Origin of the sequence: Pararhizobium sp. IMCC3301, from assembly GCF_030758315.1 — a bacterium.
Classification (GTDB): Bacteria; Pseudomonadota; Alphaproteobacteria; order Rhizobiales.
In genome coordinates, this window is record NZ_CP132336.1 from 2,591,473 (window position 1) to 2,612,540 (window position 21,068).

Consider the following 21,068-nt stretch of genomic DNA (forward strand, 5'->3'; position numbering starts at 1 on the left):
CAAGCGTGAAATGGACGCGGATAAAGTGTTCCGGGCATTGGCTGACCCCAGTCGGAGGCGTTTGCTGGATCTGTTATGCGGACAAAATGGTCAGACACTTGGCCAGCTCTGCGCGCACCTTGACATGGCGCGCCAGTCGGCAACCCAACATCTCGGGCTGCTGGAAGAGGCAAACCTGATTGCGACTGTCAAACGCGGGCGGGAAAAGCTGCATTTCATCAATCCCGTGCCTCTCCATGACATTTACCAGCGATGGGTCCGGAAGTTCGAAGTTGAACGCCTCAGCCTGCTGCATGATCTGAAACAGGAACTCGAAGGAAAGCCAAGATGACCACAGAAACAACCAGCTTCGTCTACGTCACTTACATCTTGTCGACGCCGCAAAAAGTGTTCGACGCGATTACAAAACCGGAAGTCGCACGGCGTTACTGGGCCCACGAGAACGTATCGGACTGGCAGCCCGGATCGAAGTGGGAACATATCCGCGCCGGTAAGGACCGCACTGTAGAACTGATAGGAAAGGTGGTCGAATGCGTGCCACCAAAGCGTCTGGTTATGACATGGGCGAATGCCTCTCAACAGTCTGATCCGGCGAAGCACAGCCGGGTCACGTTTGATGTCGAGCCGCTCGACGACATGGTCCGGCTGACGCTCACACATGATGAACTGGAGCCTGGAAGCGGGATGCAGAAGGCGATCAGCCAAGGTTGGCCGACCGTCCTGTCGAGCATGAAATCATATCTGGAAACCGGGCGCGCTATCGACATCTTTGCAGACCCCATGCGGCCAAAATCCGCAGAGTGATGATGAGCGATATTTGAAGCGGCGGCTGCGGCTGCCAGTTTGAGAGACATTACCGCTCGTTCAACCCCTTGCCATCCATGATCTTTGACCGGCTCTTCTCAATTCTCGATGTCCGCGTCCTGGACTGCTTGGCATCCGAAAAATGCAGGACATAGCCCCGCTGGCGTCCAGGGGTCAGCTCATTGAAGGCTTCGGCCAATTCGGGGTTTTCGTTCAGCGCGACCTGAAGCTCGTCGGGATATGCGAGAGTGTGCTTCTCGTCGAAATCCACCTCCAGACCATCCCTCTCCACTTGGATTGCCTTTCCAATGTAGCTCTTGATGAGGTTTTCGCTGTCGGTGATTTCATCGAGGTTTTCGAACCGCAGCTGGCGCATGGCCTGAGAGTGTTTGCCGGGTTGCACCAGCACATCTTTGTTGTCATCGAGCAGGGACCCCTTGAAAAATCCAAGTGCGCAGTAGGTCTTCAATCCGTAGATGATGACGACATTGCTGGACCGGTACGAATAGCACAGCTTGCCCCACTTCACGTTCTCATCAAGGCCGCAATCGAGGATCAGAGAACGCAGCTTCCTGCGTTCTTTGTACCACTTCGCCGTGTTCAGCAGGTTTTCGACTTCCGGCATTATTTTTGTCATCGCACAGCCTTTCCCGAATTGGTTTGGAGCGGCGAGTTCCTCAGCCGTCCCATGGCGATAATCGCGCAGATGACCACCACTCCGAGCCACGACGGTAAACTCAGAAATTGGTCAATTAAAGCGTTTGCCGAAAATTTAGTTTCTAGCGATTCATGTCTTCGAATCTGTGTCACTTGACATACATACCAACTAAAATGTATGTATTCTTCATGTCCAGACCAACCAAATATCAACCCGAACGCGGCAATGCCCGAACCCGACTTCTCGAAGCGGCACGGGACGTCGTCCGCCAGCAGGGTTTTGCAGCGACAACCATTGACGATTTATGCAGGTCGGCTGGCGTCACCAAAGGGGCCTTCTTCCATCACTTCGATAGTAAGGAAGCGCTTGGCGTCGCGGCGGCGACGTTCTGGGCGCAGACCACCTCGGCACTTTTCCGGACCGCGCCCTATCACAACCATGTCGATCCGCTGGATCGCGTGCTCGCCTATGTCGACTTTCGCAAGTCGATCATCGAGGGCAACATTGCCGAATTCACCTGCCTCGTCGGCACCATGGTGCAGGAGACATACGGCTCGTCTCAGGGAATTCGCGACGCCTGTGCAGCAAGCATTTTCGGTCATGCCGCAACGCTCGAACCGGATATCTCGGCGGCGATGGAACAGCGCGGCATCACAGCCGACTGGACGCCGGCGGGTCTGGCCCGGCACACCCAGGCGGTCCTGCAGGGCGCCTTTATTCTCGCCAAAGCGACCGGCGACCGTAAGGTCGCGCGCGAAAGCGTCGATCATCTGAAACGCTATATCGAACTGCTGTTTGCCGAGCTGCCCAACGGAGGGGCCGACATGTGCCTCCCGCAAGGCATTCATACCAACAAACCTGATGCATAACCGAAAAGGAGACGACAATGACCAATCGTGAAGGCACCCCCATCTGGTACGAATTTATGGCGCAGAACCCGGATTCGGCGCAGGACTTCTATGGCTCCGTCATGGGATGGACATTCGCGGCCATGCCCGGCGCGCCCGACAACGATTATCGCATCGCGTCTGCGGGCAGCGAAACCGTCGCTGGCGTGATGCGCACACAGGATCACGCAAAGGCCATGCCCGACATGTGGTTCTTCTATGTGGGCGTGAGCGACGTTGATGCAGCCGCACAGAAGGTGAAGTCGCTCGGTGGCAGGATCGACATCGAACCGACCGATATTCCTGATGTCGGGCGTTTTGCCTTCGTTGCCGATCCACAAGGCGCGCATTTCTATTTGATGCGCGGCAACAGCGATCAGCCGAGCACGGCGTTCGCCCCGATGAAGACGGGTCATTGCAGCTGGAACGAGCTTGTCACCTCCGACCAGAACGCCGCCCTCGAGTTTTATGGAAAATTATTCGCCTGGGAGAAGGGTGGCTCAATGCCGATGGGCGATAACATGGGCGATTACACTTTCATCAATCACAACAATGAGATGATCGGCGCGGTGATGGATGCCCCTGAAAAGGACACCAAACCGTTCTGGAACTTCGCCCTGCAGGTAGCCGATATCGATGCCGCCAGGACAGCGGTCGAAAACGGCGGAGGCACGGTGCGGATGGGTCCGACCGAATTGCCGGACGACAGCGGCTGGCTGATTCAGGTGACCGATCCGCGGGGTGCCAGGATCATGTTCACAGGACCGCGCAAGGCAGCCACATGAACCGGCCCGCCGCCAATCGGCTTCAGGAACCGGCAAAACCGATCTGAGGTAAGGCACGAGAATTGCGCATGATAGCAATTTGGAAATGCGCCGAACAGGAGAAAGCTTATGGACAAGATCAGCACCCATCTATGGTTCGACGGCGAGGCAGAGCAAGCCGCGGACTTTTACACCGGCCTGTTTCCCGACAGCCATATCGCCAGCATCACCTATGCACCGACCGATTATCCCAGTGGCAAGGCTGGCGATGTTCTGCAAATTGCCTTCACCCTTGGGGGGCGCAGTTTTCTCGCGTTGAACGGTGGCCCCAGCTTTCCCTTCACCGAAGCCATTTCGCTATCGATTGATTGCAGGGACCAAGAGGAAGTCGATCGCTATTGGGAAGCACTTTCAGCGCATCCGGAAAATGAACAATGCGGTTGGGTGAAGGATCGGTTCGGCCTCTCGTGGCAGATCATTCCGCGCGCGCTGCCGGAGTTGTTGGCCGATCCGGACAGGGCGAAAGCCAAACGCGCCATGGATGCCATGATGACAATGAAGAAAATCAATATCGCGGTACTTCAAGCGGCAGCGAAGGCTGAAACTACGTCGTAGCAGCTCTTGCAGACCTATCCCCGGTGTCGGCCAGCACGGGCCTGCCCCGACTTGGTTGGCTGTCACCGGGTGCCAGGGAAAAGCGCGATCACCCCGCATGTACCGAGCTTCGCAGCGCGGCCATATGCTTGTCCCAGCCATCATCAAGCGCCATCAGCAGGTTTAGCGCCGCATCGCCGCTTGCCTCGGCAATGCCGTCATGGCTGAGATGCAGGCGGGTTCCGCCTGCCGCCTCTTCCAGCAGCCATGTGACAGTCGTCGAATTGGACCCGAAAGGGCCGATGACAAAACTCGTTACCAGTTTTGACGGGGCTTCCATGACCAGAACCGCACCGCTGACCTTCGTCACTTGTGTGCCATCCTCGTCAAGTGCATAGAGGCAGTAATCTTCGCCGGGAGCCAGATCCGCCATTGCCGGATAATACCATTCGCCAAGCTTGTCCTTATTGGTCAGATACGACCAGACAGTCTGTTTGGTGGCGTTGAAAAAGGCAGTCTTGGTGATGCTGGTTGTCATGTTGCAGTCTTTCTCTTGCTGGATTTAGGGGGATGCAGGTCTGCATCATCCGGGTTGTCGTGTTCGATGGCTTTGTGCAGCGCCGACAGGCGCTCATCCCAGAAGCGGTCAAAATAGTTCAACCAGTCGGACGCCCGTTTCAGGGCGAGCGGCTCCAGCCGGTTGATGCGTTGCCGGCCACGGGGCTGAACCGAGATCAGCCGGCCTTCCTGCAAAATGGTGAGGTGTTTCTTGACCGCCGCGCGGGTGATTTCGAAGCGGTCGGCCACGTCCCCGATAGTCATGTCATCTTCGCTCAGCAGCAGCAGAATCTCGCGCCGCGTCGGATCGGCAAGGGCGCGAAACGCCCCTTGAACAGCATGATCGTTCAGGTGCTGCGCGATCATCGTGAAAGCGCCGCCCACGCCGGCAGATAAACGGGATACCCGTTTTGAAAAGGGAGCCGGATGTCGGTTTCTTTGAAATTACGCCTCCTGACACGGGCAATATCACCGGCTGTGTTGCAAAACCTGCCGGTCGATAATTTGTCTGATGCAGAATTGGCCATGACGGGTTCCATATAATACCAAAAGGTATCACTTATATATGATACCAAACAGTATTATGTCAACCTTTTTTGTCGGATGGAATCCCGAAGCACTCCCGGATGGTCCGGTCGGATTGCGCGCATTGCGCCATCCGCCAGGTCTCGAACGCCTATCGGTTCGGTTTACAGGTGCGATGATCCGATTTTGGACTATTTGAAGTAACTCTTGCCGCCTTCTTGCGTCTAAGACTATGATTCTGACATATCATTGTGATTGTTCTACTCCTGTGCCATCGCGACAACGTCGTGGAACGAATCCTCCAATAAGGGTCCTGATCAGATGAACGCCCTTGCCCAATACGCCATTTTATTCGGACTGACGCTTGGGACGGTCGGTCTTGTCTTCATCCTTTACGGTCTGGCGCGTGCCATTGGAGGCGGCAGCGACACGGCCGGTATGACCGATGCCGCCATGGATGAGCTTGGCAAGGACGTCCCGGCCAGTGCCGGCACATTGTCGCGCGATCCGGTCTGGGTCCGTTATCACGCCAAATATTATGGCTACGCCCTGCTGTTTCTCGCCTTCGATATGGAGATGGCCTTCATGTATCCCTGGTCCGTGGTTTACCGCGAGGAGGGGTTGGTGGCGCTGCTTGATATGGGCGTGTTTCTGGCGATTCTGTTTCTGGGCCTGCTCTATGGCTGGAGCCAGGGCGCGTTGAGGCGGCAATGATGATTGGCGCGCGCCCGGGCACAATGAGCGGTCTGCGCCGGATTATCGCCGCAGCGATGGCGCGCGACTTGTGCGCCTTTGTAGTGCCGGGACTGGATGTCGCGCGGGCGCACGGGCTCAATCTCGTAGCAGTGGGGCTGCATCTCGCTGCCACGCCACGCCACGCCAATGTGCTGCTGATTGTCGGGAAGCTGCCTCCGGGCCTCGCTGAAGCGGCTTCTGTCGCTTATGCCCAAATGCCGCGGCCGCGTGCAATCCTCGCATTGGGGGCGAGGGATATTGCGCCCTTGCCCGTAGCCGATGCCATCGGGGACCTGTCGCAGGCCGGGCTTGCCGCGGCTCTGGCCGATCTGCGCGCGGTCTTTGCCAGCGGTGCCTTCGCGCCCAGGGTGACGCAGTTCGAAGCGCCGGTGTTGCAAATCCGCATTGAATATACCTGTCCGATGCACCCCGAGGTGGTTAGCGACGAGCCCGGTTCCTGCCCGATTTGCGGCATGACGCTGGTGCCCGGAGAAACATCAGCAAGTGCCCATGCCGGTCACGCTGGTCATGGCAATCACGCCGGTCCTGCGAAAGAGGCCGCGATGCCGGCTCATGCGCCGGCCATGCCTTCCGCCAGCCACGACCACAGCAAACACGCAGCTGCGCCGGCGCAATACACTTGCCCGATGCATCCCGAAGTACTCAGCGACGAACCTGGTTCCTGCCCGAAATGCGGCATGACACTGGTGCCGGTCGAAGACACGAAGAGCGGGGAAAGCGGCCACAGCGCTCACGGTGGACATGCCAGTCACGGAGATGGCAGTCACGGCGGACAGGATCACAGCATGCACGGTGGTCATAGTGGTCATGGCGGCGGTGAAACCATCGCAGGAATCGAGCCGCATTTCATGTCGATGGTCGGTCTGACCCGCGATATGCCGGCCAGCCCCGATGGTTTGCGGATGGACTGGATTGACGTGCCGTTCGGGCCATTCTTCCCGGGTCTGCCAGCGGGCCTCGATCTGAACCTGACACTGGATGGCGATACCGTCGTTAAAACTCGGGTGCGAAGTCTGCTCAATGCCGGGCCAGCCCTTGCCGATAGGGCCATTCCGAACGATCTTTGCGACCGTCTGGCAGCACTGGTGCCGCTTGCACCTGTCGCCATGCGGGAACTGGCTTGCCGCGCGCTGGAGAGCGCAGCGGACGCGCAGGAGGCGCCCGATGCAGCTGTTGCCCGTGCCGCTGCAGTCGAGCGCGAGCGGATCGTCAGCCATCTTGGCTGGCTGGCGGGTTTTGCTGGCCAAACCGGGATGGTCTGGCTGGAACGCCGTGCCGCAGCACTGCAGCTGGTGCTGCGCGCATCGCCCGTCGATGAAATCGCCCGGCGCGCCGGATCGGTTCGGGCGCTTATGAGCCGGGTCAGGGCAACGCCGCTGATGAAGGCAAAACTTGCCGGTATCGGCCTGCTCGATAATGATGCTTCGGTGGGCGGTCCGGTTGGCCGCGCTTCCGGCAGGCAGGAGGATGCCCGTGCGCGCGATCCTGTCTATACCGCTCTGGGCTTTGCGATTGTCACCCAAACCGGCGGTGATGCGCTTGCCCGGCTGCACCAGCGCTGTGATGAGATCGCCCAGAGCCAGGACTTGATCGCGAGCGCCGGTGCGATAGCATTTCCCGCTTCCTCCTACATCGGCAAAATATCCGGTGAGGGCAGGGCAGAAATCGAGACGCCGCGCGGCCCGGCACAACTTGAACTGTCGCTGGAAAACGGTCGCATCGCCAGCGCCCGGCTGACCACACCCTTTGCCGCACAGATCGATCTGATCGACGGGCTCACAGCGCAGACCGAACTGGCCGACGCGCTGACCGCGATCGGCTCGCTGGATCTTGATCCGTGGGAGGTACAGGCGTGAGCGTTGCAATGCCGCTTCTAGCGCTGGCCCTTGGAGCTTATGGTCTCGCCGTGCTGGAGGGTTGGGTCGTGCATGGCCGGTTGAGCCTGGGTCGCCCGGCAATTGCAGCGCTGGCTTTGCTGGGGCGCGAATCGGTGCTGGCGCGCACTTCGGACCGCCTGTTCTTCGAAGCCGGGCCCGTGCTTCTGCTGGTCGCCGGACTGCTGGCTGTGTCGGTAATTCCCCTGGCACCGGCTCTGATCATCACCGATCTGGCCAATGGTGCTCTGTTTTTGAATGCCGCATTGGCCTATGTGCTGGTGGCGCTCATCATGGCCGGATGGGGGCCGAATGGCGCTTACGCCATGATTGGCGGCTGGCGTTTTCTCGGGCAATTCATTGCCTATGCGATGCTCATCGTGATGCCGATTACGGCGGTGGCAATGCGCGCGGAATCGCTCTCCACTATTGTCATCGTCACCTCGCAGGAGGGGTTGTGGAACATCCTCTACCAGCCGATCGGTTTCGTGCTGTTTATCGTTGCTGCAATGGGGCTGGCCTGGCTGCCGCCGCTTGATCTGCCAACTGCGCCGGGTGATCTGGCCGGTGGCATTGAGGCGGAATATACCGGAGCGCGGCTGGCTGTGCTGCGGCTGGCGCGGATGGTCATTATTCTGGCGCTCGCCGGAGCCACTGTAACTTTCTATCTGGGCGGCTGGCTTGGTCCCTGGCTGCCGGCCTGGGCCTGGAGCGCCATCAAGATTCTGGCCGTTGCTGCAGCGATGCTGATCTTCGGACGCTTTGTGCCACGGGTTCGCGAGGCGCGTTATCTGGCGGTCAGCTGGAAATTGGGCATCTCGCTGGCGCTCGCCAATATATTTCTTGTCGGCGTCATCGCGCTGCTGGTGCCGCTATGACCGGCATAAATGCGCAGATGATTTTCCTCGCCTTCTTTGGCGTGGCGGCAGTGTGGTTCGGCGTTGGTGTTTTCCGCACCCATTCAATGGTGCGCTCCGCCCTTGCATTGCTGTTCTCGCAAACCGCTGTCGGCCTGATGTTTCTCGTCATGCAGGCGGAGTTTCTCGGCATCCTGCAGATCATGATGATGGCCACCGAAATGAGTGTGATGGCGATCTTCATGGTGATGTTCATGATGGACCCGGGCGGTATGGGAGCCATGGACATGACCCACCAGAAGCGCCTCTCGCTCTGGGTCGGCGGCGTCGCACTGGTGGCCGCGCTTTTGGTGTCATTGCTGGCCGACTGGGGCCCGCCCGCAACGGATATCCCTGAAGCCGCACAGCAGACCGCAGATCTGGGGCGGGAACTGCTCGGCCGGTCAATGCTGATATTCCAGTCGGCGGGGCTGACAATCCTGACCGCGATGGTCGCCGCGACGATGGTCGCGATTGTGCCGAACAAGGAGCCAGGCAAGTGATTATTGAGCTGATAATCGCGCTCAGCGTCGGCGCGGGAATGTTTGGCGTCGGGCTTTATGGCGCACTCAGCCAGACCAATCTTGTGATGATCATCATGGGGGTCGAACTGATCCTGGCTGCCGCGCTTGTCAATCTGGTTGCCTTCTGGCGCTATCTTCACCCCGATGAGCCGGCTGCGCAGATGTTCGTGCTGATTGTCATGGCAGTGATGGCGGTCGAGATGACGGTCGGTTTTGGCATTGCCATCGCACGGTTCCGCTCACGCGGATCGCTGGAAATGGAAGAAGCCCGCGAGTTGAGGGGATGATGATGCTGGCACTCACCCTGCTTGCGCCGCTGCTGGCAGCTCTCGCCATTCTTCTCGTGCGCCGCGCGCCCGGCCCTGTTGCACTCAGTGGCGCAGCGCTGAGTTTGGCAGGTGCGCTCGGCCTGCTCTACGGTATCTCAGGCATCGACGCCGTCGAAGCAGTCTTGCCCGGCCTTCCCGGCATGCCGCTGCGGCTGACCGCCACGCCATTGACGGTGGTGCTCTCGCTGCTGGTCGCAACCGTGGCCGCTTTCGTTCTGATCTATGCTGTCGGCTATATGCGCAACGATCCGCAGCGTGTGCGGTTTTTTGGCACGATGCTGTTGTTTGTCACCGCAATGCAGGCGCTGGTGCTGTCAGGTGACTGGATCACCTTGCTGGCGGCATGGGAGATGATCGGTTTTGCCAGCTATCTGCTGATCGGATTCTGGCATGACCGACCAGATGTAGCCAGCTCCGCCACACGGGCTTTTCTGTACACTCGCAGTGCCGATCTGGGGCTCTATATCGGCGTCTTTTTGCTCATTGGCACCGCTGGCAGCAGCGAGATTTCGCTGACCCTCTTGACCACCGGTACGCCTGCACTGATTGCCGGTTTGTTGCTGCTGCTGGCCGCGATGGGCAAGTCGGCCCAGGTGCCGTTGCAGAACTGGCTGCAACGCGCCATGGCCGGCCCCACTCCGGTCTCGGCCCTGCTGCACTCGGCGACGCTGGTGGCGGCCGGGGCAATCCTGTTGATCCGCACCGCGCCGATGCTGCCCGGCGGCGCACTGCTGGCAGTCGGTATCGTTGGCGGTGTCACCGCCGTCGTGACTGGATTGATAGCCCTGGCGGAGCGTGATCTGAAGCGCCTGCTCGCCGCCTCTACGTCAAGCCAGTATGGTCTGATGCTGGTCGCGATCGGCGCTGGAGCACCGGTCGCGGCGCTGTTGCATCTGATCGCCCATGCCGCCATCAAGAGTGCGCTGTTCCTTGGCGCCGGTGTGTTCCAGCATGACCGCGGCGACACAGACCTTGATGGTCTGGCCGGTGCGGGCCGGGCGCGGCCGGCAATCTATACCGGCTTTGCCATTGCGGCACTGGCTCTGGTCGGCATTCCGCCACTGGCCGGGTTCTTTTCCAAGGATGCTATCATTGCCTCCGCGCTCGCCGGCTCCTCGGTGGTCTGGCTGGCACCGCTGGCACTGGCCGGAACGCTGCTGACCGGCGCCTATATGGGCCGGGCGCTAAGCGTGCTGTGGCGCGGTGCTGCCGGACCGGCGCGCGAGCGCATTCCCGAAATGGCGCTGGGCTTTGCTGTGCTGGTGGCGCTGGCTGTGGTGCTGGGCGCTGTGTTCGGTCCGCTCGAACGGCTGCTTGACGCTGGCATGGCCGAAGTTGGACTGATTGTGCCGGCGCTTGGGCTGGGGGCTAGTCTGAGTGGCCTTCTGCTGGGCTGGTTCGTCGCGCCGCGCCGGCTGCTCGGTGCGTTGTTCAACCCGGCCCGGGGCGGCTTTACCATAGCCGGCGGCATGGACCGGCTGGTCCTGCGCCCGGCTCTGGCTATCGCCGCCGACTGCGAGCGGCTGGAACAGCTTATCTATCGCTCAGTGCTGGCGTTCGGCCTGCGTCCGGCTCTGGCAATCGCCGCGGCCTGCGAGCGGTTGGAACAGTTTCTCTATCGCTTAGTGCTGGCGTTCGGACGGATCAATTTGTTGTTCGGCGGCTTGGTCCGGCGCGCCGATGCGGAGGCTATTGACGCGCTGATCTTCGGGCTGGTGCGGCGCATCATCGCCAGCGGCAACCGCGCCCGCCGCCTGCAAAGCGGTCTGATCCACCGCGAGCTTGCCATTACAGTCGTCGGCATCGCACTGATTGCGGTGGTGCTGCTCGCCGCACCGTTTTATTCCTGAGGAGACCCGTCCCATGTTGCCACTCCTGACCCTCGCAACCTTCCTGCCGATTGCCGGTGGCCTTGTCCTGATGGCGCTGCCGGACCGCTCGGCGCGCATGGCGCATGGCGTCTCTATCGTGGTCAGCGGCCTGACCTTTCTGGTCACCCTTGTCATCTGGTGGCGCGGCGTTCAACCTGGCGGCTTTGCCCAGATTGAAGAAATGGCCTGGATTCCGGCCATCGGCGCGGCCTACCGGCTGGGCGTGGATGGGCTCAGTCTGCCACTGGTACTGCTGACCTCGTTGCTGTTTTTCCTCTCGGCAATCTATTCGGCACGGGTGAGCGAGCGCGCCTCCACCTATGTGGTGGTGTTGCTGATGCTGGAAACCGCTTCGCTCGGCACATTCATGGCGCTGGACGGGCTGCTGTTCTACGTGTTTTTCGAAGTTTCGCTTGTGGGCATGTATTTCATGATAGCCGGGTGGGGCCATGAGGATCGCCAGCGCGCGGCGCTGATGTTCTTTCTCTATACGCTTTTGGGCAGCCTGCCGCTGCTGCTGGCGATCCTCGGACTTTATCTCGGCAGCGGCAGCTTCGACATGCGCGTCTGGATCGACGCGCCGCCGCTGCAGGGGTTGGCCGCAATGCTGGCGCTGATTGCGATGCTCATCACATTTGCCATCAAGATTCCGGCCTTTCCGGTGCATACCTGGCTACCGGCCGCCCATGTGCAGGCCCCCACGGCAGGCAGCGTCATCCTCGCCGGGGTGATGCTGAAATTCGGCACTTATGGACTGATCCGCTTCGCGCTTCAGATGACGCCGGAAGCCTTTATCCAGGCCGGCCAGTTCATTCTGGCCTTCGGGGTAATCAGCGCGCTCTACGGCGCGTTCGCGGCGCTGGCCCAGAATGATTTGAAGAGAATGATTGCCTACACGTCAATCAACCATATGGGTTATGTGGTGATGGGTGTGGCTGTCGCGGCGCTGACGCTCGACCCCGCCATTCGCATTGTGGCGCTTGATGGCGCGACTTTGCAGATGGTCAGCCACGGCCTGGTCACCGGCGCGCTGTTCTTCCTGGTCGGCATGTTGCAGGATCGTGCCCACAGCCGCGAGATGGCGGATTTCGGCGGGTTGTTGGGCAGTGTTCCGTGGCTCGGATGGGCCTTTATCCTCTCCGCTTTCGCCTCGCTCGGCCTGCCCGGGTTGGCGCATTTCCCGGCCGAATTCCAGATTTTCCTGGCAACGCTGAACGCCACCCCCTGGGCAATCATCGCGATCCTTGCCATCGTCGTCACGGCGGGGCTGTATCTGCGCGCCATTGCCAGAGTCTTTCTCGGCGCGGCGAACGAAAAATGGCAAGCGATGCCCGATCTCGACCGGCGCGAGAAACTGGCTATTGTGCCGCTTCTGGTCCTGACAATCCTGATTGGCGTGGCACCAGCCTGGCTGATTGACCTGATCCATACCACCATGGCGAGCCTTGCTTTCTGATGGCCCACGACCTCTCCTTTCTGATCCCGGAGATGACGCTGGCCGTGACGGTCGTCTTCATGCTGCTCGCCGAGATGGCGCGCATGCCGCGGTTGGCGCTGGGCTTCGGGCTGGCCGGTCTGGCACTGGCGGTGGCGGCGACATTTCCGGTTCTCGACGCCGCAAACACGGTCTTCGGCGGCACCTACCGGATCGATTTGCTGAGTGGCTGGGCCAAGCTGATTCTGCTGCCGGGCACGGCACTGGCGCTGCTGCTGGCGCGGGCGGAACTGGCCGGCAAGGACCGTGAGGGCAGCGTCTATTCCCTGCTCTGCCTTGTCACACTCGGTGCGCTGATGCTGGCGGGCGGCGACGACATGATGCTGCTGGTGCTTGGCGTTGTGCTGACCGGGCTGGGGTCCTTTGCGCTGGTGGCCTATCCGCGCAATGATGCAGCGACCGAAGCGGGAATGAAATATCTGGTTTTCGGCGCGGTCACCGGGTCGGTGATGATCTACGGACTGACCTTCTGGTTCGGCGGCGCCGGAACCACCTTGTTTTCCGGCCTCGGCGTGCTGGGCGAACGGCCCCTCATCGCCATTGCAGGGCTGCTCGCAGTGATTGTCGGACTGGGCTACAAAGCCGCGCTGGTGCCGTTTCATTTCTGGGCACCTGACGCTTATGACGGAGCGCCGGTTTGCGTCGCGGCCTATCTGTCGGTCATTACCAAAGTGGCGGCGTTGTTCGCCTTTGTCCGGGTGCTGGGCGAACTGCCGCCCGCCACCGGCTGGCCTCTGGTGATCGCCCTGATTGCGGCGGCGACCATGACCTATGGCTATCTTGCAGCTCTGGTGCAGACCAATCTGGTGCGGCTGATCGCCTATTCCTCGGTCGCCCAATCGGGGTATTTCCTGCTTGGCATCGCGGCGCTCGGGGTCAGTCCGCTGGCCGTGCCGGGCGTCATTGTCTTTGGGGCTGCCTATGTGGCGATGAATCTCGGTGCTTTTGCTATCGTCATGGTGGCCGGGCGAAATCTCGATGACATGCGCGGCTTTGGCCGCCGCGCCCCTTTTGCCGGTGTTGCGATGGTGATCTTCCTGTTGTCACTAACCGGTATTCCGCCGCTGTTCGGCTTTGTCGGCAAGGTCTATCTGTTCGGCGCTGCAATTGAAGCCGGCTTTCTCTGGCTGGCAGTGATCGGCATTCTCAACACGGTGCTTGCGCTTGGGGTCTATCTGCGCATTGTCGTGCCGATGTATCACACAGCGGATAACGGCAGCACGGCCACCGCCCCGCCCGGATTGCCACTGCTGACATTCGTCTGGGCTGTGGCGGCGCTCGTCACCCTGTTTATGGGACTGTTTGCCAGCGTCCTGCCGGGTTGAAAGCTGACACGAAGTGACTGGGTTGGCCTGTCCCCCGATTTCATCGGATCTATTGTGAAGTGACCGCACGGCAGGCTGCCATTTTTCGGAAACGCGCCGATTTCTGCGGCTTCACAGTAGGTATTCCACTTTACCGATAATTTACGATATTCCCAACTTGTCACATCGCGCGCAATGACCTTTAGGGAATAGGAAATTTTGAGCGGTAGGGTAACGCTGGCAACAAAAGACAATCGTGCCTTTGTGCACAGGGGATATTTGATGAACCGGAAACTGACCAGAAGAATTACAGTGCTTCTGTTCGGCGCAGTCGCCGTAACGATTTTTACCATCAGCGCGGTACTGGTCTGGATGTCAGGAGAATTTAACCAGAAATCCCTCCAGGATTCCCGGGTCATGATGAATGGTGGCCTGGAAGCCATCGACGATACATTACGTCTCGTCACCGTAGATTATTCCTGGTGGCAGGATGCCTATGACAATATCCGTGCAGATGATGCCGGTTGGCTAGTGTCTAACATCGGTTCCGGCGTGACCGATTCTTCTGCGCTCGATCTTGTTGTTCTGTCCCCCGCCGATGGACCGCCCAAATATGGCTGGATCAAAGGCCAGGAACAGGATGGACCGCAAGCGGATCTGCTGACGCCGGTACAGATACAACAGATGCGCGACTTGCTCATCGATGCGCCGACAGATGAAGTTGTGGCCCGGACACAGTTTGTCAAGATCGGCGATAAGATGTTTCTGCTGGCCGCAGCTTATATAACGTCCGACGATCTGGAAGGTCTCGATTTCGACACGCTGACCGTCAATATTTCCGGCTTCATGCTCGACGAGGAGCGCATTGCGGCATTGGGCGCAACGTTTCTGACAGATGACCTTGAACTGTCCGATACGCAAGATCCGGGTAAGGAGCATATCGAACTGGTTGGGGCAGAAGGCGAAATCCTGGGGCATCTGACATGGACCGCGCCAACTCCAGGTGACGAATTACTGCAAAAAAGTCTGCTTCCTCTCTCCGCGGCCCTCCTTTCTTTCGCCGGTATCGGGCTTCTCGTCGCCTTTGGTGCCCGTAAATTTGCTGAAGAGCTCGGCCGCAAGGAAGCTGAATCTTTCGAAAACGCCCGAACCGACAGCATGACAAAGCTGCCCAACCGGTTTCACTTTGTCGAACGACTAAGCGAACCGACAACACGTCGGGCTTGCGCCAGCGGCCAACTCGCCATTATTTTTCTGGATGTCGATGGCTTCAAGAATGTCAATGACACGATTGGTCATGCTGGCGGGGATGATCTCATCTGTCAGGTCGCCGACCGCTTGGCAGCGGCGCTTCCGAAAAACGGCTTTCTCGCCCGCGTTGGCGGAGACGAATTCAATATTCTGGTAACTGGAGATGACATTATCTCCTCGGTGGAGAACACCGCGAAAAAATGCTTTTCCGAAATCCAGCGGGATTTCCTTGTAAAAGGACGCATCTTCCGCGTCTCTGTATCAATCGGCTATGCCATCGCGAAACATCAGACCACCAGCTGCGAAGAACTGGTCCGCCAGGCGGATGTGGCGATGTATCAGGCCAAGGCCAGGAAAGCTGGCGAACCGATTATCTATCGCGAAGAATATGAATCATCCCTGTTCAAGAACCGCAAGATTGATCAGGCCCTGCGCGCGGCACTGACTGCCGGTGAAATTAAAGTCCATTATCAGCCGATCGTGCATTCCCAAACCGGCCAGATGGAATTGGCGGAAGCCCTGGTTTACTGGAATTCCACGGAGTTCGGGCGGATGTCGCCTGAATCCTTCATTCCTGTGGCCGAAGAATCCGGCCTGATCAGCATTCTGGGAACCTATGTGTTCCGCCGGGTCTGTGAGGATATGGTCGGACGGCCGGATCTCAAGGTCAGTGTCAATCTGTCGCCGGTTCAACTGCTCGATCCGATGCTGACAGAGGATCTGCTGGCCATCGCGCAAGAGACCGGTATCGAAACACACCGCATCGAGCTTGAATTGACCGAACGCATTGTTGTCAGCCACCCGGGACTGGCCAGGGAAAAACTCAATGCCCTGAAATCCGCCGGATTTGGAATTGTGCTGGATGATTTCGGTACCGGATTCTCATCAATCGGCTATCTGCGCCAATTGCCGTTTGACAAGCTGAAAATCGACCAGAGTTTTGTCATGGGTGTTGAACAGAATGTGGAAGCGCTTAACCTGATGGAATCCATTGCCAGCCTTGGCCGTGCCCTTGATCTGACGGTGGTTGCCGAAGGCGTGGAAACTGCCGAACAGGCCAACCTTGCCCACCTGGCAGGATGCAATCAAATTCAGGGGTTTCTGTTCAGCGGGCCGCTTCCAATTGAAGAGCTGACAAGATGGCTTCGGCCACCGGGCCAAAAAGTACAAAAAATTGCCCGTCTGCTGCGCGCCTGATCCTGTTCCGTGAAAGAACAAATCAACTTCGCTTCCGCCTTTTGAATTTGTTCAATAGCGTTCAATCGAAATGCAATTAAGCCGGCCACAATTCTGCGGTCGGCCTAACTCGTTTCAATGTGAGCAGGAAATCGTGCGGTGATCACCCGAACAGGAATGAATCTTCCGGGGTCAGCGCGCTGGTCAGATCAACGCTGCTGACGGTGATGCTGTTGCTTGAATCCAGCTGTACGATGGTATCAGACCCGTCGAACCTGAAATCGTCGAAATCAGCCAGAGTTGTAAAGCCGTAGGCGGCGACATCGATGAGGTCGCCTTCGCTGGTGGAGAAATCGCCAATCGTGTCATCGCCGTTGCCGGTCCTGAAGACGAACGTATCAGCCCTGCCGCCGCCGAACAGCAGATCGTCTCCGGCCGCTCCATCCAGAACGTTGGCAAGATTATTGCCGCTGAGCTCATCATCATAGGCACTGCCGACCAGATTTTCGATATTGCGCAACTGGTCTCTGCCCGCTGCGCCGGTATTCTGGCCGCGTGTCGAGGCAAGCGTGACGGAAACACCCTGGTCGGTGCCATCATAGGATGCCGTATCTATTCCATTGCCGCCATCCAGCTTGTCATTGCCGGCACCGCCATTGAGTATGTCATCGCCGTTGCGGCCGTTGATCCGGTCATTACCGTCGAGGCCGTAAATCCAGTCCGAATCGTTGCTGCCATTATAGCGGTCGCGCCCTCCGCTCAGATAAATCTGGGTGAGGTCATCATCGACAATCGTGCCGATTGCCACACCTGTCCCGACAATCAGATCGCCGGTCGGGTTGGTGAGGCTGACAGCGAAGGTCTCATCGCCCTCTGAATCGGTGTCGCCCCGAACCGAGAAGGTCACGGTTTTTGTGGTTTCGCCGACGGCGAACAGCACTGAGCCAGACGGCAGAACACCGCCTTCAAAATCGGCACTGTTGGCCGCATTTGCGCCTGTTCCGCTAACTGCAAAATCGACTGACTGCTCACTCGCTGATGCCTTGTCGAGGGCAATGGTGAAACTCAGTTGCGTTGTCGCTGCATCGCCTTCCGCAGCGCGCGCCCGAAGCCCCGAAACTGAGACGACAGAAGGCAGGCTGACGACAACATCATCAAATTGAAGCTGTTCAATCTGCTCGACCGTATCGGTTCCGTCCGGTCCGCTGACAGTAAAGCGTCCAGCGTCGAAGCCGATCGTATATTGCGACCGGTTACCGCTGAAGACCGCTGTGTCCGTGCCTTGTCCGCCGATCAGCGTATCATCATCCGCGCCGCCGTTGAGAATGTCATCACCAGCGCCGCCAATCAGCGTGTCCGACCCGCCGGCACCATTTATTCGGTCCGCGCCTGCCAGCCCGTCAATCCGCTCGTCGGTCGCATCGCCAATGTGAACATCATTGCCGGACGTCAGTGCAACGGTCATCATGTCGCCGGCGTTGACTGTGACGTCGGAGAACTGGAAGAATTCCACATTGGCCAGCGTGTCGGTGCCGTCCGGACCGGTGATCGTGAATTCACCGCTCTGTGGATCATAGACAATTGTCGATGCCGCCAGGGTACTGTTGAAGACAGCCGTATCACTGTCCGAGCCGCCATCCAGATAGTCGTTACCGAGGCCGCCGCGCAGCGTGTCATCACCCTTGCCGCCTTCCAGCCGGTTGGCATTTCGATTTCCGGTCAGATCGTCGTTGCCATCGCCGCCGGTGACGTTTTCGATGTTGCGTATCGTGTCTCTGCCTGCGGCCCCGGTGTTTTGGGCGCGCAGATTGTTGAGATCCACTGTGACACCTCCGATTGTGCCTGCATATGAAGCCGTATCCAGGCCTTTGCCGCCATCCAGCCGGTCATTGCCATCTCCGCCGATCAGGACATCATTGCCATTGCCGCCGGACAGCCGGTCATGATTGCCAAGACCTGAAATCAGATCATCGCCATTCGTGCCGTTGAGGCGGTTTCTGCCACCATCGCCGGTGATGATATTATATTGCGAGCGGGTGGCGAAATTCAGTGCCCCGCTGCCGGCAATGCCGCCAAAGCCATTCTCCGAACTGTCGCGAATGGCTCCGGCATCGACAGTCACATAATAGCTGCTGCCGGATGCCAGATCCGCAGCCGGATTGACCCGGACGGTCTTGCCGACAATGCTGATCTGACTGGCGTCGGTCACATCAATGCTGCGCCACACAGTGCCATTGGAATTGTGGATCACAATGAATCCGGTGCCCGCCTTCACGGCCTCGTTGAAAGTCAGCACTATGTCAGCGTCGACGTTGACCGCGCTGGCCTCATCTGCCGGCGTGCTGGCAGTCAGCAGCGGCGCGGTCACATCCAGACCGGCAGCCTGGATTTCGATGGTCTGATCGTCAAAGGCGAGGAATTCGAAATTTGTCAGTGTGTCGGTACCGCTGGCACCGCTCACTGTCACGACACCGCCGGAGTTGGTAATGGTATAATCGGCCAGATTGCCGAAGAAAACCGCCGTATCGGTTCCATCGCCGCCATCCATCGTGTCATCGCCGCGCATGCCGTAAATGCTGTTGTCAAGACTGTTGCCGGTGATCAGATCATCGCCATCGCCGGCAATGGCATGTTCAATGCTGGTGCCGGCAGCGATGGTCAGAAAGGCTGTGCCGGCAAGCGTCGAAGTGCTGCCTTCTGTCAGGTTCAGGACGAGATTGCGATACATCGCCGAGGCGTCGATCCAGTCCACGCCGCCATCGGAATCCGTCAGAACCTCGCGGCCATTCTGGGCGGCCTGGGCTGTCAGGACTTCGTCGGTATAATGATAGACGTCGTCGGCGCTGATGGCTGAGCCATAGCCGGTGAACTTCACCGATTGCAGCGTGCCCTGGTCGGCGCCATAGGTGTCTTCAATCTCAACCGTCCACTGACCGTAGCTGGTTTCACCACGATAGCCGTCGAGTCCGAACGTATAGGAAAAATTGCCATCGGCAGTGGTGCCGTCGCCGCTCGATCCGTCATAGAACGACATCTGTGTCCCGTCGGGCGATATCAGATCCATCCGCAGATCGGTGAAATAGCTGTGGGTCAGAGAAATCGTCAGCGCCACATATTCCAGTGCAATGCTCTGGCTGACCATGAAGGAAAAGCTCAGCGTTGCCAGATCGACAATTGCCTTGTTCGCCGTAACCGTGCCCGACGTGACACTTTGTTCGTTGGCCGATGTCGCCGGTGCCGGATTGAAAGCGCTCCAGACTTCGGCCATGCGAACTGCGTTGAACGCATTGACCATGCCGTAGCCGTAATCTTCGCTGAAATGCAGGCCGCCGCCATTCCAGTTGTCAGCACCAGTCCATTTCCAGCTGCTGTTTTCATAGGTGGTCGGTCCGGAATACAGGCTGCCTGTGCCGACCGAAGAATAGCTCAGTATATTCTGCACATCCCGCCACCCCAGACCCGGATTGGCGTCCAGCATCAGCGAGACAACGCCGGCAGTGATTGGTGAGGCCGCAGATGTGCCGCCAAACTTATTGGTGTAGTCGCCGTTCAACAGCCCGTCATAGCCATTGCCGTTGCCAAGACGGTCAGTCGTCACCGACCCGGCGGGAGCAGAGACCAGCAGATGAGCACCATAGGTGGAGTAGGAAGCAACCTGACCGCTTGAATCCAGTGCGCCGACTGTCACCGTGAAACGGCTTGCGTCAAGCGCTTCGCCATTGCCGTCAATATTGCTGTTTCCGGCGGATTTGACGTTGACGGTTCCCAGACCGCCGCGACCAACCTCGGCCGATTTTTCAAACTTCGCGACATCACTGTAGACGTAAAAACTCGGTGACCCGCCATAGCTGTGATTGGTGACGTCAAAGTCACCCAGATGATCCAGCGTCTTGAGGTATCGTGACCAGTTGGAGTTGATATCGTCAGCGCCGCCAAAAATGCGGATACCGGTAACGCTGGCCTCAAACGCCACACCAACGCCGCCAATGCCGTTATTTTCAGCCGCGATCAGGCCCGCAACGGCGGTTCCATGCCCGTCGGTTGCGGTCAGTGGCTGTCCATTGTTGGGCGTTCCGTCAATGGTAACCTGCATACTGGCATTATAATTGCCATCAAGGTCCCAGTGGCTGGCCTGCACGCCGTCATCCCAGATACCGACTTGGACACCATCTCCCCTATGATCCGCCCAGATCCGTTCCAGTCCGGCAAAATCTGTCCCCAGGGTGAAGCCCAGACGGCCGATTGACGCCAGATGCCATTGCTGGTTGAAAAGCGGATCAGAAGGTGTGTATGTCGGAATCAATGCGCTAACTCTTTGGTCAATAATGAAAATTTATAACGTGTCACTGTGTTTTACCGGCAGCAGGTTTTGAGAGCAGTATTTTATCAACCCGAAACGTCAGGGGTAATTGCTGACACGTTGAACGCGCAACAAAAGTTCCAGAGAAATCAAAATCTTTTCCAATCGGTGCATCTGCTGGCCTGATCCCCATCAGGGAAACTGTTTTCCCGTCCTGGGTTTTGAGTATTGGACAGGTAATGCCGCCCGGCACCACCATTCCGGATAGAATGGTGGCTTCAGACGTGATGCCGGGTTGCGGTACCAGCAGTGACAGCAATAAGGCGCTCGATCTGATAAGCATTGTTCTCCCGCAGTGTTTCACGTCCCCAGTGTTTCACGTCCCCAGTGTTTCACGTCCCCAGTCGGTCCGGAGCCGACTCAGGACGGAAATTTCTAGCGCAAACCAATACATAAATTATTAATATCTATTCTAGCATGTTAAACAAAGTTTCGGAATGCG

Annotated in this window: 19 protein-coding genes; 14 read left to right on the plus strand and 5 right to left on the minus strand. The window is 58.6% G+C overall.

Annotated elements, in window-relative coordinates; translation table 11 throughout:
• The first annotated feature begins 10 nt into the window (after positions 1 to 10).
• The gene (locus RAL88_RS12560) at positions 11 to 331 is read left to right on the plus strand and encodes a helix-turn-helix transcriptional regulator (RefSeq protein WP_306269678.1); all 321 of its coding nucleotides are present in this window, start codon (positions 11 to 13) and stop codon (positions 329 to 331) included.
• Positions 328 to 804 (plus strand): SRPBCC family protein, encoded by a 477-nt coding sequence (locus tag RAL88_RS12565; protein WP_306263838.1) that lies wholly within the window; start codon positions 328 to 330, stop codon positions 802 to 804. The genes RAL88_RS12560 and RAL88_RS12565 overlap by 4 nt, the downstream gene beginning before the upstream one ends.
• Positions 805 to 853: 49 nt before the next feature.
• Here the strand turns inward: RAL88_RS12565 and RAL88_RS12570 are convergent, their stop codons facing one another.
• On the minus strand, positions 854 to 1,429 hold the full coding sequence (locus tag RAL88_RS12570) for a YdeI family protein (protein ID WP_306263839.1): 576 nt from the start codon (positions 1,427 to 1,429) through the stop codon (positions 854 to 856).
• Positions 1,430 to 1,650: 221 nt separating this feature from the next.
• On the opposite strand from RAL88_RS12570, the gene RAL88_RS12575 reads away from it, so the two are divergent.
• From RAL88_RS12575 to RAL88_RS12585, 3 genes are all read left to right on the plus strand, one after another.
• The gene (locus tag RAL88_RS12575; RefSeq protein ID WP_306263841.1) at positions 1,651 to 2,331 is read left to right on the plus strand and encodes a TetR/AcrR family transcriptional regulator; all 681 of its coding nucleotides are present in this window, start codon (positions 1,651 to 1,653) and stop codon (positions 2,329 to 2,331) included.
• A gap of 56 nt (positions 2,332 to 2,387) precedes the next feature.
• On the plus strand, positions 2,388 to 3,134 hold the full coding sequence (locus RAL88_RS12580; RefSeq protein WP_306263843.1) for a VOC family protein: 747 nt from the start codon (positions 2,388 to 2,390) through the stop codon (positions 3,132 to 3,134).
• 108 nt (positions 3,135 to 3,242) lie between these two features.
• On the plus strand, positions 3,243 to 3,728 hold the full coding sequence (locus RAL88_RS12585; RefSeq protein WP_306263845.1) for a VOC family protein: 486 nt from the start codon (positions 3,243 to 3,245) through the stop codon (positions 3,726 to 3,728).
• 88 nt (positions 3,729 to 3,816) lie between these two features.
• Here RAL88_RS12585 and RAL88_RS12590 read toward each other — a convergent pair whose 3' ends face one another.
• Positions 3,817 to 4,245 (minus strand): SRPBCC domain-containing protein, encoded by a 429-nt coding sequence (locus tag RAL88_RS12590; protein ID WP_306263847.1) that lies wholly within the window; start codon positions 4,243 to 4,245, stop codon positions 3,817 to 3,819.
• The gene (locus RAL88_RS12595; protein ID WP_306263849.1) at positions 4,242 to 4,631 is read right to left on the minus strand and encodes a helix-turn-helix transcriptional regulator; all 390 of its coding nucleotides are present in this window, start codon (positions 4,629 to 4,631) and stop codon (positions 4,242 to 4,244) included. Before RAL88_RS12595 ends, RAL88_RS12590 begins: the two co-directional genes overlap by 4 nt.
• 480 nt (positions 4,632 to 5,111) lie before the next feature.
• Here RAL88_RS12595 and RAL88_RS12600 point away from each other — a divergent pair, with 480 nt between their 5' ends.
• From RAL88_RS12600 to RAL88_RS12640, 9 genes are all read left to right on the plus strand, one after another.
• Positions 5,112 to 5,504: an NADH-quinone oxidoreductase subunit A gene (locus RAL88_RS12600; protein WP_306263851.1), complete on the plus strand. Its 393-nt coding sequence runs from the start codon at positions 5,112 to 5,114 to the stop codon at positions 5,502 to 5,504.
• Positions 5,504 to 7,402: a heavy metal-binding domain-containing protein gene (locus tag RAL88_RS12605; RefSeq protein WP_306263853.1), complete on the plus strand. Its 1,899-nt coding sequence runs from the start codon at positions 5,504 to 5,506 to the stop codon at positions 7,400 to 7,402. The genes RAL88_RS12600 and RAL88_RS12605 overlap by 1 nt, the downstream gene beginning before the upstream one ends.
• Entirely contained in the window at positions 7,399 to 8,298 is a 900-nt protein-coding gene (locus tag RAL88_RS12610) for a complex I subunit 1 family protein (protein WP_306263855.1), read from the plus strand. Before RAL88_RS12605 ends, RAL88_RS12610 begins: the two co-directional genes overlap by 4 nt.
• A complete protein-coding gene (locus tag RAL88_RS12615) occupies positions 8,295 to 8,819 on the plus strand; it encodes an NADH-quinone oxidoreductase subunit J (RefSeq protein ID WP_306263857.1) in 525 nt (174 codons plus the stop codon). Before RAL88_RS12610 ends, RAL88_RS12615 begins: the two co-directional genes overlap by 4 nt.
• Positions 8,816 to 9,127, plus strand: coding sequence for an NADH-quinone oxidoreductase subunit NuoK (gene nuoK / locus RAL88_RS12620; RefSeq protein WP_306263859.1), 312 nt, complete (start codon positions 8,816 to 8,818; stop codon positions 9,125 to 9,127). The genes RAL88_RS12615 and nuoK overlap by 4 nt, the downstream gene beginning before the upstream one ends.
• Positions 9,127 to 11,019, plus strand: a complete 1,893-nt coding sequence (locus RAL88_RS12625) for an NADH-quinone oxidoreductase subunit L (protein ID WP_306263861.1) — start codon at positions 9,127 to 9,129, stop codon at positions 11,017 to 11,019. The genes nuoK and RAL88_RS12625 overlap by 1 nt, the downstream gene beginning before the upstream one ends.
• 13 nt (positions 11,020 to 11,032) lie before the next feature.
• Positions 11,033 to 12,496: a NuoM family protein gene (locus RAL88_RS12630; RefSeq protein WP_306263863.1), complete on the plus strand. Its 1,464-nt coding sequence runs from the start codon at positions 11,033 to 11,035 to the stop codon at positions 12,494 to 12,496.
• On the plus strand, positions 12,496 to 13,860 hold the full coding sequence (locus RAL88_RS12635) for an NADH-quinone oxidoreductase subunit N (RefSeq protein ID WP_306263865.1): 1,365 nt from the start codon (positions 12,496 to 12,498) through the stop codon (positions 13,858 to 13,860). Before RAL88_RS12630 ends, RAL88_RS12635 begins: the two co-directional genes overlap by 1 nt.
• 261 nt (positions 13,861 to 14,121) lie before the next feature.
• Positions 14,122 to 16,287 (plus strand): bifunctional diguanylate cyclase/phosphodiesterase, encoded by a 2,166-nt coding sequence (locus RAL88_RS12640; RefSeq protein WP_306263867.1) that lies wholly within the window; start codon positions 14,122 to 14,124, stop codon positions 16,285 to 16,287.
• A gap of 142 nt (positions 16,288 to 16,429) precedes the next feature.
• Here RAL88_RS12640 and RAL88_RS12645 read toward each other — a convergent pair whose 3' ends face one another.
• Both RAL88_RS12645 and RAL88_RS12650 read right to left on the minus strand, forming a co-directional pair.
• On the minus strand, positions 16,430 to 20,569 hold the full coding sequence (locus tag RAL88_RS12645; protein ID WP_306263869.1) for a S8 family serine peptidase: 4,140 nt from the start codon (positions 20,567 to 20,569) through the stop codon (positions 16,430 to 16,432).
• Between the two features lie 40 nt (positions 20,570 to 20,609).
• Positions 20,610 to 20,909 carry a hypothetical protein gene (locus RAL88_RS12650; RefSeq protein ID WP_306263871.1) on the minus strand — a complete coding sequence of 100 codons (300 nt, stop codon included), beginning with the start codon at positions 20,907 to 20,909 and terminating at the stop codon, positions 20,610 to 20,612.
• Between the last annotated feature and the right edge of the window lie 159 nt (positions 20,910 to 21,068).

Coding starts and splice junctions, on each gene's coding strand:
- RAL88_RS12595 (WP_306263849.1), bottom strand. CDS start 4,631: ATGATCGCGCAGCACCTGAACGATCATGCTGTTCAAGGGGCGTTTCGC.
- RAL88_RS12580 (WP_306263843.1), top strand. CDS start 2,388: ATGGCGCAGAACCCGGATTCGGCGCAGGACTTCTATGGCTCCGTCATG.
- RAL88_RS12600 (WP_306263851.1), top strand. CDS start 5,112: ATGAACGCCCTTGCCCAATACGCCATTTTATTCGGACTGACGCTTGGG.
- RAL88_RS12650 (WP_306263871.1), bottom strand. CDS start 20,909: ATGCTTATCAGATCGAGCGCCTTATTGCTGTCACTGCTGGTACCGCAA.
- RAL88_RS12570 (WP_306263839.1), bottom strand. CDS start 1,429: ATGCCGGAAGTCGAAAACCTGCTGAACACGGCGAAGTGGTACAAAGAA.
- RAL88_RS12565 (WP_306263838.1), top strand. CDS start 328: ATGACCACAGAAACAACCAGCTTCGTCTACGTCACTTACATCTTGTCG.
- RAL88_RS12615 (WP_306263857.1), top strand. CDS start 8,295: ATGACCGGCATAAATGCGCAGATGATTTTCCTCGCCTTCTTTGGCGTG.
- RAL88_RS12560 (WP_306269678.1), top strand. CDS start 11: ATGGACGCGGATAAAGTGTTCCGGGCATTGGCTGACCCCAGTCGGAGG.
- RAL88_RS12590 (WP_306263847.1), bottom strand. CDS start 4,245: ATGACAACCAGCATCACCAAGACTGCCTTTTTCAACGCCACCAAACAG.
- RAL88_RS12640 (WP_306263867.1), top strand. CDS start 14,122: ATGAACCGGAAACTGACCAGAAGAATTACAGTGCTTCTGTTCGGCGCA.
- RAL88_RS12630 (WP_306263863.1), top strand. CDS start 11,033: ATGTTGCCACTCCTGACCCTCGCAACCTTCCTGCCGATTGCCGGTGGC.
- RAL88_RS12625 (WP_306263861.1), top strand. CDS start 9,127: ATGATGCTGGCACTCACCCTGCTTGCGCCGCTGCTGGCAGCTCTCGCC.
- RAL88_RS12575 (WP_306263841.1), top strand. CDS start 1,651: ATGTCCAGACCAACCAAATATCAACCCGAACGCGGCAATGCCCGAACC.
- RAL88_RS12605 (WP_306263853.1), top strand. CDS start 5,504: ATGATTGGCGCGCGCCCGGGCACAATGAGCGGTCTGCGCCGGATTATC.
- RAL88_RS12635 (WP_306263865.1), top strand. CDS start 12,496: ATGGCCCACGACCTCTCCTTTCTGATCCCGGAGATGACGCTGGCCGTG.
- RAL88_RS12585 (WP_306263845.1), top strand. CDS start 3,243: ATGGACAAGATCAGCACCCATCTATGGTTCGACGGCGAGGCAGAGCAA.